Annotated in this window: 11 protein-coding genes; 3 read left to right on the plus strand and 8 right to left on the minus strand. The window is 73.4% G+C overall.

Going from position 1 to position 13,929, the window contains the following annotated elements; all coding sequences use genetic code 11:
- Window positions 1-117 precede the first annotated feature (117 nt).
- From ABZ822_RS06930 to pdhA, 6 genes are all read right to left on the minus strand, one after another.
- Entirely contained in the window at window positions 118-1,194 is a 1,077-nt protein-coding gene (locus tag ABZ822_RS06930) for a potassium channel family protein (RefSeq protein ID WP_360848006.1), read from the minus strand.
- Entirely contained in the window at window positions 1,191-3,620 is a 2,430-nt protein-coding gene (locus tag ABZ822_RS06935) for a molybdopterin molybdotransferase MoeA (RefSeq protein ID WP_360848009.1), read from the minus strand. Before ABZ822_RS06935 ends, ABZ822_RS06930 begins: the two co-directional genes overlap by 4 nt.
- Window positions 3,617-4,660: a DUF6457 domain-containing protein gene (locus tag ABZ822_RS06940; RefSeq protein ID WP_360848012.1), complete on the minus strand. Its 1,044-nt coding sequence runs from the start codon at window positions 4,658-4,660 to the stop codon at window positions 3,617-3,619. Before ABZ822_RS06940 ends, ABZ822_RS06935 begins: the two co-directional genes overlap by 4 nt.
- A 111-nt stretch (window positions 4,661-4,771) precedes the next feature.
- Complete coding sequence (locus tag ABZ822_RS06945) at window positions 4,772-6,286, minus strand: dihydrolipoamide acetyltransferase family protein (RefSeq protein WP_360848015.1); 1,515 nt, start codon at window positions 6,284-6,286, stop codon at window positions 4,772-4,774.
- On the minus strand, window positions 6,286-7,281 hold the full coding sequence (locus tag ABZ822_RS06950) for an alpha-ketoacid dehydrogenase subunit beta (protein WP_360848828.1): 996 nt from the start codon (window positions 7,279-7,281) through the stop codon (window positions 6,286-6,288). Before ABZ822_RS06950 ends, ABZ822_RS06945 begins: the two co-directional genes overlap by 1 nt.
- Before the next feature lie 53 nt (window positions 7,282-7,334).
- Window positions 7,335-8,492 carry a pyruvate dehydrogenase (acetyl-transferring) E1 component subunit alpha gene (gene pdhA, locus ABZ822_RS06955; RefSeq protein ID WP_360848018.1) on the minus strand — a complete coding sequence of 386 codons (1,158 nt, stop codon included), beginning with the start codon at window positions 8,490-8,492 and terminating at the stop codon, window positions 7,335-7,337.
- Window positions 8,493-8,690: 198 nt separating this feature from the next.
- Between pdhA and ABZ822_RS06960 the strand changes: the two genes are divergently transcribed.
- Together ABZ822_RS06960 and ABZ822_RS06965 are read left to right on the plus strand one after the other, a co-directional pair.
- A complete protein-coding gene (locus ABZ822_RS06960) occupies window positions 8,691-9,179 on the plus strand; it encodes an Lrp/AsnC family transcriptional regulator (protein ID WP_360848021.1) in 489 nt (162 codons plus the stop codon).
- A gap of 113 nt (window positions 9,180-9,292) precedes the next feature.
- Window positions 9,293-9,706, plus strand: coding sequence for a VOC family protein (locus ABZ822_RS06965; protein WP_360848024.1), 414 nt, complete (start codon window positions 9,293-9,295; stop codon window positions 9,704-9,706).
- Window positions 9,707-9,948: 242 nt separating this feature from the next.
- Here ABZ822_RS06965 and ABZ822_RS06970 read toward each other — a convergent pair whose 3' ends face one another.
- Both ABZ822_RS06970 and ABZ822_RS06975 read right to left on the minus strand, forming a co-directional pair.
- Window positions 9,949-10,545 (minus strand): TetR/AcrR family transcriptional regulator, encoded by a 597-nt coding sequence (locus tag ABZ822_RS06970; protein WP_360848027.1) that lies wholly within the window; start codon window positions 10,543-10,545, stop codon window positions 9,949-9,951.
- Window positions 10,542-12,089 (minus strand): 3-hydroxyacyl-CoA dehydrogenase, encoded by a 1,548-nt coding sequence (locus tag ABZ822_RS06975; protein ID WP_360848030.1) that lies wholly within the window; start codon window positions 12,087-12,089, stop codon window positions 10,542-10,544. The genes ABZ822_RS06970 and ABZ822_RS06975 overlap by 4 nt, the downstream gene beginning before the upstream one ends.
- 123 nt (window positions 12,090-12,212) lie before the next feature.
- Here ABZ822_RS06975 and paaN point away from each other — a divergent pair, with 123 nt between their 5' ends.
- Complete coding sequence (gene paaN, locus ABZ822_RS06980; protein WP_360848033.1) at window positions 12,213-13,895, plus strand: phenylacetic acid degradation protein PaaN; 1,683 nt, start codon at window positions 12,213-12,215, stop codon at window positions 13,893-13,895.
- Window positions 13,896-13,929 lie beyond the last annotated feature (34 nt).

Consider the following 13,929-nt stretch of genomic DNA (forward strand, 5'->3'; position numbering starts at 1 on the left):
CGCCCCGGGTGCACGGCCACCCGGACGCCCGGTCGCCCGGTCGCACGGTCCGCGGGCTGTCGGGCGGGCGGGCGGGCGGGCGGGCGGCGCTCTGCATGCGGCGCGCGGAGCGCGGAGCTATTCCGCCTTCGGTTCCGTGCCGTTGGCCGGGGGCCTGGCGCGGATGACGGCGATGAGACGGTCGGTCGCCTGGAGCGGACTCGCCTTCGGGTCGTCATAGCCGAGGAGCCGGTGCCCCCGCAGGACGGAGACGACCAGGTCGTCCACCTCCCGTACGGAGCGGCCGACTTCGGACTTCACCACGGGGCGTTCGACGACGTCGAGGCCGCTGCCCTGGTGGATCAGGTCCTCCAGGACCGTGACCGAGCTGGGGCTGACGACGGACAGGCCCAGGAGGCGGCCGGCGGCGCTGGAGCTGGTGATCACGGCATCGGCGCCGGACTGGCGCAGCAGCGGTGCGTTCTCCTCCTCGCGGACCGCGGCGACGATGTTCGCGCCGCGGTTGAGCTGACGGGCGGTCAGCGTCACCAGCACCGCGGTGTCGTCGCGCTGCGTGGCGATGATGATCTTGCCCGCGCGCTGGGCCTCCGCGCGCTTGAGGACCTCGCTGCGCGTGCCGTCCCCGACGACGCCCACGAACCCCTCCGAGCTGGCCGCGTCGATGACCTTCTGACTCGGGTCCACGACGACGACCTTGTCCTTCGACAGCCCCTTGGCCGTCAGGGTCAGCACGGCGGAACGGCCCTTGGTGCCGAAGCCGACGACAACGGTGTGATCGCGCAAGGAGGACCTCCAGCGGTTCAGTCGCCACTGCTCACGGGTGCGCTCGGTGAGCACTTCGAGCGTGGTTCCGACCAGGATGATCAGGAAGAGGACGCGCAGGGGCGTGATGAGCAGGACGTTGACGAGCCGCGCGCCGTCGCCGTACGGGACGATGTCGCCGTAACCGGTGGTGGAGAGCGTGACCGTCGCGTAGTAGACGCAGTCGAGGAAGCTGACGCTGTCGTCGGCGTTGTCGTGGTACTCGTCGCGCTCCGCATACACGATGAACACCGTGGTCAGCAGGACGGCGAGGGCCATCAGGAGGCGGCGGGCGACCTGTTGGAGCGGGCCGGTGACCGAACGGCGCGGAAGCTGGACGCGACCGCTCGCCTCCGGGGACCGGGCGGCGGCGTCCTGGATGGGCAGCTTCATCGTGCCGGGCCTCCGTCGCGGGGTCCAGGGGCGGGTCGGGTTCCGGATGCCGGTCGGGGTGCGGGTCCATGACCGGATGCGGGCCCGGATACCGGTCCGGGCGGGGATGCCGGTCCGGGCGGGGACGCGGGTCCGGGCGGGGCCACACCGTTGCTCATGCCGTTGCTGACGCCGTCGCCCACCGCGGGGTTGAGCGGGCCGGCGGACGACGGGAGTTCGGCGGACCAGGGGAGTTCGAGGAACTCGACCGCGTCCTCCGGTTCCGCGCCACCGGGCGGGATGACGGCGAGGCCGTCGGCGCCTGCGATGCCGCGGAGCATGGCGGGCCCGGCGAAGTGCAGCGGCACGGCGCGCCCGGCCCGGAGGGCGACGGGCACGAGCCGGGTGTCGTGCGGGTGTCCGTGCACGGCTTGGGTGACGCAGACGGTGATGGTGCCGGTTCCCGTGAACGGCGAGGACGACGTGCCGGTCTCTCCTGCCGTCCCGGTCAGATCGGGTGCGGTGCCGGAAGTGGTGCCGGACGGGGGCGTTCCGCCGCCCGCGAGCGTCCGCAGCAGCGGTTCGGCGAGTGTGAACAGCCCCGAGACGGCGGCGAGCGGGTTTCCCGGGAGCCCGACGAGGTGCTTCCCGGGCGCGAGCCGCGCGAGCAGCATGGGATGTCCCGGCCGCACGGCGACCCCGTCGACGAGCAGGTCGGCCCCGGCGCGCGCCAGAACCGGATGCACATGGTCGACGGGTCCGGCCGCCGTACCGCCGGTGGTGACGACGAGATCGGCGGTGGACTCGGTGACGGCCCGGTACAGGACGTCGGCCTCGTCCCGCAGGCGGCGCGTCCCGGTCACCTCGGCGCCGAGCGCGGTCAGCCACGGGCCCAGCATCGGGCCGAGCGCGTCACGGATCCGGCCGTCGCGGGGCAGCCCCTGGTCGAGCAACTCGTCGCCCAGGACGAGGACTTCCACGCGGGGGCGCGGGAACGTACGGACCTCGTCGTAGCCCGCGGCGGCCGCCAGTCCGAGGACGGCGGGGGTGATGACCGTCCCGGCGGGCATCAGCCGGTCCCCGCTGCGGCACTCCTGTCCGCGGGGCCGGATGTCCTGTCCCAGCGCGACAGGGCCGCGGCCTGGGAGTACGTGCAGCGAGGCGCCGTACGGGCGTCGGTGCGCGTGCCCGGACGGCACCGGGGCGTCCTCGCCCTCGGCACCGGAGCCGCTGCCGCCGGACGGGCGCTGCTGAGTCCGTACGTCGCCGTGCTCGCTGCGCAGAACGGCCGTCGTACCGGCGGGGACCCGGGCGCCGGTCGCGATACGGACCGCGTGACCGTCGGGAAGCGGAGCGGGTTCGTCGTGCCCGGCGAGAATGCCGAGCCCTCCGTCACCGGGGTGTTCGGCGTGACCGCTCCCGGCGTCGTGTCCGGTCCCGGCGTCGTGTCGGGCCCCGGCGTCGTGTCCGGTCCCGGCGTCGTGTCCGGCGATCTGCCAGGGCCCCGGCCCCGCGACGGCCCATCCGTCCATGGCCGAGGTGTCGAACGGCGGCAGATCGGTCAGGGCCGCCAGCGGCTCGGCCAGTACGTGTCCGAGCGCCTCCCCCAGCCGCCGTACGAGCGCGGGCAGCGGACCGCCCGCGGCCCGTGCGGCGATGTTCCGCGCCTCGTGCCAGGACGTGGCCCGGTGGGCGTGGCCGGAGCCCTCGCCGGAATCCCTGCCGGAATCCCTGCCGGAATCCTCGCCGGGCCGACCGGTGGGGCCGTGCCCCGGCGCGGAGAGCCGCTGCTCCACCGCCACGTGGTCGTAGACGTCGGGCGCCGGACCGGGCTCCGAAGTGCCGCTCCGGTCGGGCCCGTTGGCTCCCCCGGACGCGCCGGACCCGCCCGTGCGGCCGGCCGCCACGTGCGGTGACGACCCGGCGCGGGGCGCGCCGGACGAGCCCGCCGGGCCGGAGTGGCCGCCTGCGTTTCCGCCGGAGGCAGGGCCGGTCGCACGGAGGGGCGGGCGAACGCGGGAACCGCGCTCGGCGGATCCCGCGCGGCGTCGTTCGTTGGCGATGGCCAGCGCGTCGTCGACCTCGAGCGCGTCGTCGGTGCTCCGTGCGCCGTTCGCGCGGTGGAGGTCGTCGGTTCCCGGTCCGTCTTCGGCGTCGTGAGCGCCGGGCCGGGGCACGTCCTCCGCCCCGCCGACCCCTTCCGCCCCGAGGCCGGATCCCTGGCCGGGCGCGGGCGCGAAGCCATGACCGGGCGCGAAGCCGTGACCGGGCGCGGGGGCGTGACCGGGCGCGGGGGCGTGACCGGGCGCGGGGGCGGACGCGTGGCCCGGGGCCGACTCGGCGGTTTCGTCCCGGCGCAGGGCGTGGCCGGGCCCCTCCGGTCGGCCTTCGCGGGCCGGTCGTTCCCCGTCCGCGAACAGGTCGCGGTCTCCGCCCGGTTCCGTCATCCCGCCGTCTTCTCCGGACCGCCGGTCGTCCCGTCGCCGGACCGCCCGGGCTCCCCGGACTCCTCCGACTCCTCGGCCCAGCGCGCGGCCAGCGCCGCGGCCTTGCGGGCGGCGGTGGCCACCTCGTCGGGGCTTCCGCCCGCCCTCGCCCCCGCGTACCCCACCAGGAAGGTGGTGAGCGGCGCCGCGGGCCTGGCCACGCCGTGCGCGGCATCGCGGGCGAGATCCAGGAGGGCGCCTGTGTCGACGTCCAGCTCGATCCCGAGTTCGGCCTTGACTGCGGCAATCCATTCGTCCAGCACGTTTCCATGCTCCCTGATACGGGCCCTGGCCGCGGCGACGTCTTCCCAGGTGTCGCAGTCGAACGAGGCGGCGGCGTCGTGGCCGGGCAGGCGGTGAAGGGTGAGTTCGGCGGTGAGCAGCCGGAGGGGGAGATGGGCGAGGCTGCCGTGTTCGGCGGCCAGCAGGGCGAGTTCGCGGCGCAGCGGCTCGGTGCGGTACGCGGCGACCAGCGGCTGGTCGCGCCCGTCCGCGTCGACGAGGACGGCCCCTTCGGCCGGGCCCGGTCCCCCATGGCTCGTGCCGGCGCCGCTCCCGCCGGGCACTCCCGTACGGTCCGGGCCGCCCGTACCGCCTGAGCCTCCCCGGCCCGGGGCGCGACCCGGCGCGTGACCATGCGCGTCGTCCCCGGCCCGCACCGGGCGGTCGAGCGCCGCGAGGAGCGTCCGGACCGTGGTGGGTGGGAGAAAGGGGAGGTCGGCGGAGAGCGCGAGTACGACCGGTGCCGTCGCCTGCCGCACCCCCGCGTCGAGCGCGGCCAGCGGCCCGGCGCCCGGCGGCTCCTCACGGGCCCAGCGCACGGGTCGCGCCGTCGGCCGCCGGGAGCCGACCACGACCGTGAGGGAGGCGTCCGCGCATGCGTCCAGCACCCGGTCCAGGAGCGGGCGACCACCGACCGTCAGGCCGGGTTTGTCGGCGCCGCCCAGCCGTTTGGCGGCGCCTCCCGCCAGCACCACGGCGTCGTACGCATGCGCAGTCATGCCCCGAGTATGGCCGGGACGCTGCGCGCCACGCCCCAGGGGTGGCGCGGATTCCCCCGGAAGACGCCGGTGGTCCCGGGCGCCCCCCGGGTCATCCCGGGTGAACTCGGGTCACACCGTGCGCAGCAGCACCGCCGGCTGCTCGACGCAGTCCGCCACGTAGCGCAGGAAGCCTCCGGCCGTGCCGCCGTCGCACACCCGGTGGTCGAAGGTGAACGAGAGCTGGACGACCTTCCGTACCGCCAACTCCCCTTGATGCACCCACGGCTTGGGCACGATCCGGCCGACGCCGAGCATCGCCGCCTCGGGGTGGTTGATGATCGGTGTGGAGCCGTCGACGCCGAAGACGCCGTAGTTGTTGAGCGTGAAGGTGCCGCCCGTCAGATCGGCGGGCGTGAGCGTGCCCGCCCGCGCGGCCTCGGTCAGCCGGGCGAACTCCTCCGTCAGCTCGACCGCGTTGCGGGCGTGGGCGTCGCGCACGACCGGTACGACCAGGCCGCGCTCGGTCTGCGCCGCGAACCCCAGGTGCACGGCGGGCAGCCGTACGATCTCGCGCGTCTCGGTGTCGACCGTGGCGTTCAGCTCGGGATGGCGTTCGAGCGCGGCCGTGCAGATACGGGCCAGCAACGCGAGCACCGACACCTTGGGCCCGCCCGAGGCGTTCATCGCCGCCCGGGCCGCCATGAGTTCGGTGGCGTCGGCGTCGACCCAACACGTCGCGTCGGGGATTTCGCGCCTGCTCCTCGTGAGCTTGTCAGCGACGGCTCCCCGCACCCCGCGCAGCGGGATGCGCTCCACGCCCTCGGCTCCCGCGAGCATGCGCGCCCGTGGTGCCGCTTCCGGAACGCCCGTCGAGGGGGCGGAGACGGACGGGGCGGACCCGGCGGCGGTCGTTCCCTCGGGGGCGTACGGGGCAGCCGCCCCGTCGGCGGCCGCGGCGATCGCGCGCGCCGCCTCCTCCACGTCGGCCCGCAGGATCAGGCCCTCGGGCCCGGATCCTCTCAGAGCCCGCAGGTCGATGCCGTGTTCGCGCGCGATCCGGCGGACCAGCGGCGAGATGACGGCCACGGGTCCGTCCGCGGTCTCCTGCGCGCCTGCCGCTTCCGGCATCGTCCGGATCTCGTCGAGGTCCACGGCAGGGGCGGTCACGGCAGCGGGCGCCTGCTGCGGCGGCGTAGGGCCGCCCGCGGGGGCTCCCGCCACGGACCCGGCCGGGGACACGGGCCGGGAGAGGCCGCCCGTCGGACGGACGCGGCGGCGGCGGGCCGCGGGCGCGCCCGTGCCGTAGCCGACGAGTACGTTCCCCGACGTCTCATCGGCCGAGGTGCTGTTCGCCGCGGGAGCCGCGGGCTCGGTGTCCTGCACGGCCCCCGCGGAGTCTGCTCCCACCGCCACCGTCAACAGCGGTGCGCCGACGGGCAGTTCCGTTCCCTCTTCGCCGAAGCGCGCGGTCACCACGCCCCCGTAGGGACACGGCACCTCCACCGACGCCTTGGCCGTCTCGACCTCCACGACCGGCTGGTCGACCGCCACCACGTCGCCCACCTGCACCAGCCAGCGGACGATCTCGGCCTCGGTCAGCCCCTCTCCGAGGTCCGGCAGCGTGAACTCCCGCACGACAGCCATCAGCGCGCGCCTCCCGCCTCGGTGAAGTCGGCCTCCCACTGGAGGCGGGCCACCGCGTCGAGAATGCGGTCCACACCGGGCAGATGGTGCTTCTCCAGCATCGGCGGCGGGTAGGGGATGTCGAACCCGGCGACGCGCAGCACGGGAGCCTCCAAGTGGTGGAAGCACCGCTCCGTCACGCGTGCGGCGATCTCCCCTCCGGGACCGCCGAAGCCGGTGGACTCGTGCACCACGACCGCCCGGCCGGTCCTGCGGACGGACTCGCAGACCGTCTCGTCGTCGAACGGCACCAGGCTTCGCAGGTCCAGGACTTCGAGGTCCCAGCCCTCAGCCTGCGCCGCCTCCGCGGCCTCCAGGCACACGGGCACCGAGGGACCGTACGTGATGAGGGTGGCGCTGCGGCCGGTGCGGCGGACCACGGCCTTCCCGATGGGCGCCACCTCCTCCGGCGCCTCGGGCGACCAGTCGGCCTTGGACCAGTAGAGCCGCTTGGGCTCCAGGAAGATCACCGGGTCGTCGGACGCGATCGATGCGCGCAGCAGCCCGTAGGCGTCGGCGACGGTCGCCGGGGCCACGACATGGAGGCCGGGCGTCGCCATGTAGTACGCCTCGGAGGAGTCGCTGTGGTGCTCGACGCCGCCGATGCCGCCGCCGTAGGGCACGCGGACGGTGATGGGCAGCGGCATGGCGCCCCTGGTGCGGTTGCGCATCCGCGAGACATGGCTGATGAGCTGCTCGAACGCGGGATAGGCGAAGGCGTCGAACTGCATCTCGACGACGGGACGCAGCCCGTACATCGCCATGCCGACGGCGCTCCCGAGGATGCCGGCCTCGGCCAGCGGGGTGTCCGTGCAGCGGTCGTCGCCGAACTCCTTGGCGAGACCGTCGGTGATGCGGAAGACGCCGCCCAGGGTGCCGACGTCCTCACCGAGGACGTGCACGGACGGGTCCTCGGCCATGGAGTCGCGCAGAGCGCGGCCGAGGGCCTGCGCCATGGTCGCGGGTTTGCGCACGGCGGCGTCCCGCCCCGCCTTCTCTGGTGCGGTGGTCACTGCCCGGCCTTCCCTTCACCCTGGTCCTGCTCGTCGTGCGCCGCGTCCAGTTCCGCACGGAGCTGCTCCGCCTGCTCGCGGAGCTGGGCCGTCCGCTCGGCGTAGACGTGCGCGAACAGGTCCATCGGGTCCAGCACCGGGTCCTCGTTCATCCGCTCCCGCAGGTCGGCGGCCATCTTCTCGGCGGAGTCGCGCGCGGCCTCGGCCGCGGCGTCGTCCAGCAGCCCGCGGTCGCGCAACTCCCGCTCCAGAAGGGTGATCGGGTCGTGCGCGCGCCACTCCTCGACCTCGGAGTCGGTGCGGTAGCGCGTGGCGTCGTCGGCGTTGGTGTGGGCCTCGATGCGGTAGGTGACGGCCTCGACGAGGGTCGGGCCTCCGCCGCTGCGCGCCCGGCGCACCGCCTCTCCGAGGACCCGGTGGACCGCCACCGCGTCGTTGCCGTCGACCAGGCGGCCCGGCATGCCGTAGCCGACGGCCTTGTGGGCGATGGAGGGGGCCGCGGTCTGCTTGGCGAGCGGCACGGAGATCGCGAAGCCGTTGTTCTGGACGAGGAAGACGACGGGGGCCTGCCACACGGCGGCGAAGTTCAGCGCCTCGTGGAAGTCGCCCTCGCTGGTGCCGCCGTCGCCGACCATGGCGAGCGCCACGACGTCGTCGCCCTTGAGGCGGGCGGCGTGGGCGAGGCCGACGGCGTGCGGGAGCTGGGTGGCCAGCGGCGTGGACAGCGGGGCGACCCGGTGCTCACGGGGGTCGTAGCCGGTGTGCCAGTCGCCGCGCAGCAGCGTGAGCGCCTGCACCGGGTCCAGGCCGCGCGCCACGGCCGCGAGCGTGTCCCGGTAGCTGGGGAAGAGCCAGTCCTGGTCCTCGAGGACGAGCGCCGCTGCGACCTCGCACGCCTCCTGGCCGGTGCTGGACGGATAGACCGCCAACCGGCCCTGGCGGGTGAGCGCGGTCGCCTGCGTGTTGTACCTGCGGCCGCGCACCAGCTCGGCGTGGAGCCGCCGGAGCAGTGCGGGGTCGGCGTCCTTCGAGGCCGGGGTCCCCAGCATGCGGAACGGCTCCGCGTCCGGCAGCAGCGGGGCGGGGTCGACCCGGGGCCGCCAGGAGGGCGGCGGGGCGGGGTGGTACGACCCCGGCTGTTCGAGGACCGTCATATCGAGCACCTCCTGGAGATCCCATGCCGGTGGGCCGGGACGGGCAGGCTTCCGGCGGACGCGGTGTGGTGGGCGTCTCACCTACCGATTGTTCGGTCGTCGGCACATTTTGGCTACAGGCGGACCCAGCCTGTGGACAAACGGTTCTCCACAGCCTGAGATGAAGACAGGACGTCCATATCGGGGAGGCACAGCGGGATGGAAGCTGAACGGATGGCCGAGGAACGCAGGATTCCGCCCGCGCGTCCCCTCGATGCGATCGACCGCGCGATCATCGCCATGCTCCGTACGGACGGTCGCGCCTCGATACGGTCCGTGGCCGAGCGGGTCCACGTCTCGCGCGCCAACGCCTACGCCCGTATCAACCGGCTGATCGAGGACGGTGTGATCCGCGGTTTCGGGGCCCGCGTCGACCAGGAACGCGCAGGCCAGGGCGCATCCGCGTACATCACTCTCAAGATCGTGCAGAACTCCTGGCGCACCGTGCGCGAACAGCTCCAGGAGCTGCCGGGAGCGGCCCACATCGCCCTCGTGAGCGGCGACTTCGACGTCCTGCTGCTCGTGCACACCGAGGACAACCGGGCGCTGCGCGAGCTGGTCCTCACCCGGATCCAGTCCATACCGGAGGTGCTCAGCACGCGGACCCTGCTGGTGTTCGAGGAGACGGATCTCTGGCCGGAGGAGTGAACCGCCGGGCGCCGATGAGTTCCGCACCGCCGCGCCGTCTATCCCTCCGAAGACCCCGACCCCACACCATGACGCGCCGCGCGGCCAGAGATGCGGCGAGAAGAGAGGGCCCCATGTCCACGAAGATCTTCGTCAACCTGCCGGTGAAGGACCTTCCGCGGGCGAAGGACTTCTTCACCGAGATCGGCTTCTCGTTCAACCCGCAGTTCGAGGACGAGAACGCGGCCTGCATGGTCATCAGCGACGACATCTTCGCGATGCTGCTCGTCGAACCCTTCTTCAAGACCTGGATCGGCGAGAAGCAGATCGCCGACGCCTCGACCAGCTCGGAGACGCTCGTGGCCCTGAGCTTCGACAGCCGGGAGCAGGTCGACGAGCTGCTGACCAAGGCGCTCGCCTCGGGCGGGAAGGAAGTCAGAGAGATCAGCGAGCAGGACTTCATGTACGGGCGCAGCTTCCAGGACCCGGACGGGCACATCTGGGAGGCCATCTACATGGACATGTCCGCGGTACCGGCCGAAGGCTGAGCTCGGGCATTGCCGAAGGCTGAGGTCCGGCACGGAGTCCCGCCGCGGGCCGGCCTGGGCCCGTCCCGGCAACCCCCGTGATCCCACGACTGCGCACCGCCCTCCGCACCCTGGGCGGTGCGCAGTGCCGTTCCCGGGTGACGGGCGGCGTGAGGCCTCGACGGCGGGCGATACATCAGGGCAGCGGGGGTTTCCCAGGGCACGCGCTCGCGGAGCCTCAGGCGGCGCCGACTCCCGTGGCCTCAGGCGGTGCGCAGACCCGCGAAGGCCATGCGGACGACGGCCTCCGCCACCTCGTCCCCGTCCTCGTGTCCCCCGTGGCCGCCCTGCGGCCGGTACCACTCCACGATCGAGTTGATCATCCCGAAGAGCAGCCGGGTCGCGAGCCGTACGTCCACGTCGGGCCGCAGGTCCCCGTCCGCCGCGGCCCGCTTGAGCAGTTCGGCCACCTGCTGGTCGAACTCGCGGCGCCGCGCCATCGCCCACCGCTCGGTGTCCGTGTTGCCGCGCACGCGCAGCAGCAGCGTCACGTACGGCAGCTCCTCCATCAGCACCTCGGCCGTCCGCCGGGTGACGTGTTCGAGCCGGTCGATCGCCCGGCCGTCCTTGGAGGCGCGTTCCTCGAGGATCCCGAACAGCCCGTCCAAGGCGCGCGATATCGCCAGCCGCAGCAGCTCCTCCTTGCCGCGGACGTGGTGGTAGATGGACGACTTGGAGATCCCCGCGGCGCGGGAGAGGTGCTCCATCGACGTGCCGTCGTAGCCGCGCTCGTTGAACACCTCGACGGCGACCGCGAGCAGCGACGCGGGCGTGTACGTGTCACGCTTGGCCATGGTCATGATCTGAGCAGCTCCCGTTCGGCGGCCGCACGGCGGCGGATCATCTGGGACGGGGCGTAGCGGCTGCCGGAGTACGCGCGCTGCAGGTTCCCCAGCACCATCGTCACCCACCCGGGCCCGAGGTCGTCCCCCCACTGGAGCGGGCCACGGGGGTAGTTCACACCGAGCCGCATGGCGGTGTCGACGTCCTGCGCTCCCGCCACCCCGCGCGCGACGGCGTCGGCGGCGAAGTCCACGAGCATCGCGACCGTACGGGCCACGACCATGCCGGGGACGTCGTCGATCACGCTGACCTGCTTGCCCAGGGCCTGGAAGAGCCCCACGGCCGCCTGCAGGGACTCCGGCCGGGCCGTGTCCGATGCGGCGAGAGCGATCCGTCCGGCGGTGCGGTAGTCCAGCGCCAGGTCGAACCGGATACCTCCGCCGGGACCGGCCGTCGCGGACGATCCATCGGTGAGCGCGAGCCGGACGCCGCCGGGGAGCTCGATGAAGCCCAGGGAGGGGCCGGGCCCGGGGACGCGGGTGAGGTCGGCAGGGACGTCGGCGCGGGTGACGTCGACACCCGCCTCGGCGATCAGCTCCGGCAGCACGGCCGCCGGTCCCAGGTCGCCGTGGATCACGACCGCGTCGGGGGCCTTGCAGGGCTCGGCGGTGTGCGGCGCCGGCTTCTCCTCGCCCTCGCCGTAGCCGAACCAGCCCCGGCCGGACTTGCGCCCGTGCAGGCCCGCCTGGACCAGGCGGCGCTGGGCCATGGACGGCGTGAACTTGGGGTCCCCGAAGAAGGCCTCCCACACCGAGCGCGTGACGGCCTCGTTCACGTCCTGACCGATCAGGTCGGTCAGCTCGAAGGGACCCATCCGGAAGCCGCCGCTCTCCCGCAGCACCGCGTCCAGGGTGGCGGGGGCGGCGGCACGCTCCTCATGGAGCCGGAAGGCCTCCGCGTAGAAGGGCCGGGCGACGCGGTTGACGATGAAACCGGGGGTGTCGGAGCAGCGGACCGGGGTCTTGCCCCACGCGGCCGCTGTCTCGTACGCGCGTACGGCGGCGGCCTCGTCCGTGGCGAACCCGCTGACCACCTCCACCAGCGGGAGGAGCGGCGCGGGGTTGAAGAAGTGGAGGCCCACGACCCGGCCGGGGCGGCGGAGCGCGCCCGCTATCTCGGTGACGGACAGCGAGGAGGTGTTGGTGGCGAGGAGGCAGTCGTCGGAGACGACCGTCTCCAGGGCCGTGAAGAGCTGCTGCTTGGCCGCGACGTCCTCGAGGATCGCCTCGACGACGAGCTCGGCCTCCGCCATACCGGCGACATCCCCGACCGGATCCAGTCGGCCGCGGGCGGAGTCCCGCTCCTCGGGCGTGAGCCGGCCCTTCTCCACGAGCCGGTCGAGGCGGGCCATGATCGCGTCGACAGCGGTGGCCGCGCGCCCGGGCGCCACGTCGTAGAGCCGCACGGGGTGCCCGGCGACCAGCGCGACCTGGGCGATTCCCTGACCCATCGTCCCGGTGCCGACGACGCCGACGGTTCCGGTCCGGTCGATTGCCGTCATGGCCGAGATCCTCTCGTACGCGTTGTCCACAACCACGACAGGCCCCCTTGTCCCGACCGATCGTTCGGTTACTCTAACCCTGTTGCCCTTTTCCAGCCCAGCTCAACGAGGAGTTGGTCAGTCATGGCCGCCGATCTCACCGCCGTCACGCTGATCGAGAAGCACCGCCCGACCCTCGACCAGGCGCTCGAGGCGATTCGTACGCGTGCCTATTGGTCTCCGCACCCGGAGCACCCGAAGGCGTACGGCGAATCCGCGCCGGGGGACGGCCAGGCAGCGTTCGAGGCGCTGCGCGGCAAGCGGCTCGATCTCGACCAGCCGGGCACCGACGGCTGGGCCGGGGACGAGGTCTCGCCCTACGGTCCCGAGCTGGGCGTGGAGTACCCGCACCCGGATGTCGACGTCCTGCTCCCCGCGATGCGCGCCGCGATGCCGTCGTGGCGGGAGGCGGGTCCCGAGGTCCGGGCGATGGTGTGCCTGGAGATCCTGTCGCGGATCAACGCACGCACCCACGAGTTCGCCCACGCGGTCATGCACACCAGCGGCCAGGCGTTCATGATGGCGTTCCAGGCGGGCGGCCCCCACGCTCAGGACCGCGGCCTGGAGGCGGTGGCCTACGCGTATGTGGAGCAGGTCCGCACCCCTGACGTGGCGGACTGGTCCAAGCCCCAGGGCAAGCGCGACCCGCTGAACCTCAGCAAGCAGTTCACCGCCGTGCCGCGGGGCGTCTCGCTGCTGATCGGCTGCAACACCTTCCCGACCTGGAACGGCTACCCGGGCCTCTTCGCCTCCCTGGCGACGGGGAACGCGGTGCTGGTCAAGCCGCACCCGCGCGCGGTGTTGCCGCTGGCGCTGACGGTCGCGGTCTGCCGCGAGGTGCTGGCGGAGGCGGGCTTCGACCCCAACCTGGTCGCGCTGGCCGCCGAGCGGTCCGGTGAGGGCCTGGCCAAGACGCTGGCCGTGCGGCCCGAGATCAAGATCATCGACTACACCGGTTCGACGGAGTTCGGCGACTGGCTGGAGGCCAACGCCCGCCAGGCTCAGGTCCACACCGAGAAGGCCGGCGTCAACACGGTCGTCATCGACTCCACCGACGACTACAAGGGCATGCTGGGCAACCTGGCCTTCTCGCTCTCGCTCTACAGCGGCCAGATGTGCACGACCCCGCAGAACCTGCTGATCCCGCGGGAGGGCATCGGCACGGACGCCGGCCACAAGTCGTACGACGAGGTCGTCACCGACATCGCGGGGGCGGTCCAGGGCCTCCTCGGCGACGACGCCCGGGCCAACGCCCTGCTGGGCGCGATCGTCAACCCGCAGGTGAAGGAGCGCATCGAGGGCGCCTCGGGGATCGGCGAGGTCGCCCTGGCGTCGCGCACCGTGGAGAACCCGGAGTTCCCGCAGGCCACCGTCCGCACGCCGGTGATCGTCAAGCTGGACGGCGCCAAGCCCGACGACGAGGCGGCCTACCTCTCGGAGTGCTTCGGCCCGGTGTCCTTCGCGGTGGCCATGGACTCGACGGGCGACGCGGTGGAGCTGCTGCGCCGTATCGTCCGGGACAAGGGCGCCATGACGGTCGGTGCGTACACGACGTCGTCCGAGGTCGAGCAGCAGCTCGAGCGGGCCTGCCTGGAGGAGTGCGCCCAGCTCTCGCTGAACCTCACGGGCGGGGTGTATGTGAACCAGACCGCCGCCTTCTCGGACTTCCACGGCTCGGGCGGCAACCCGGCGGCGAACTCGGCGCTCTGCGACGGGGCGTTCGTGGCCAACCGCTTCCGTACGGTCGAGGTGCGGCGCCCGGCCTGATGCTCCCGGCGGGCTCCCCGGCGGTGGTGCCGGG

The organism is Streptomyces sp. NPDC047108, from assembly GCF_040643575.1.
Lineage (GTDB): Bacteria > Actinomycetota > Actinomycetes > Streptomycetales > Streptomycetaceae > Streptomyces.

Bases quoted from the DNA above. Each gene is read 5' to 3' on its own strand.
- ABZ822_RS06930 (WP_360848006.1), bottom strand. From the start codon at position 1,194: ATGAAGCTGCCCATCCAGGACGCCGCCGCCCGGTCCCCGGAGGCGAGC.
- ABZ822_RS06970 (WP_360848027.1), bottom strand. From the start codon at position 10,545: ATGACCATGGCCAAGCGTGACACGTACACGCCCGCGTCGCTGCTCGCG.
- ABZ822_RS06975 (WP_360848030.1), bottom strand. From the start codon at position 12,089: ATGACGGCAATCGACCGGACCGGAACCGTCGGCGTCGTCGGCACCGGG.
- ABZ822_RS06950 (WP_360848828.1), bottom strand. From the start codon at position 7,281: ATGGCGCAGGCCCTCGGCCGCGCTCTGCGCGACTCCATGGCCGAGGAC.
- ABZ822_RS06940 (WP_360848012.1), bottom strand. From the start codon at position 4,660: ATGACTGCGCATGCGTACGACGCCGTGGTGCTGGCGGGAGGCGCCGCC.
- ABZ822_RS06935 (WP_360848009.1), bottom strand. From the start codon at position 3,620: ATGACGGAACCGGGCGGAGACCGCGACCTGTTCGCGGACGGGGAACGA.
- paaN (WP_360848033.1), top strand. From the start codon at position 12,213: ATGGCCGCCGATCTCACCGCCGTCACGCTGATCGAGAAGCACCGCCCG.
- ABZ822_RS06965 (WP_360848024.1), top strand. From the start codon at position 9,293: ATGTCCACGAAGATCTTCGTCAACCTGCCGGTGAAGGACCTTCCGCGG.
- pdhA (WP_360848018.1), bottom strand. From the start codon at position 8,492: ATGACGGTCCTCGAACAGCCGGGGTCGTACCACCCCGCCCCGCCGCCC.
- ABZ822_RS06960 (WP_360848021.1), top strand. From the start codon at position 8,691: ATGGAAGCTGAACGGATGGCCGAGGAACGCAGGATTCCGCCCGCGCGT.
- ABZ822_RS06945 (WP_360848015.1), bottom strand. From the start codon at position 6,286: ATGGCTGTCGTGCGGGAGTTCACGCTGCCGGACCTCGGAGAGGGGCTG.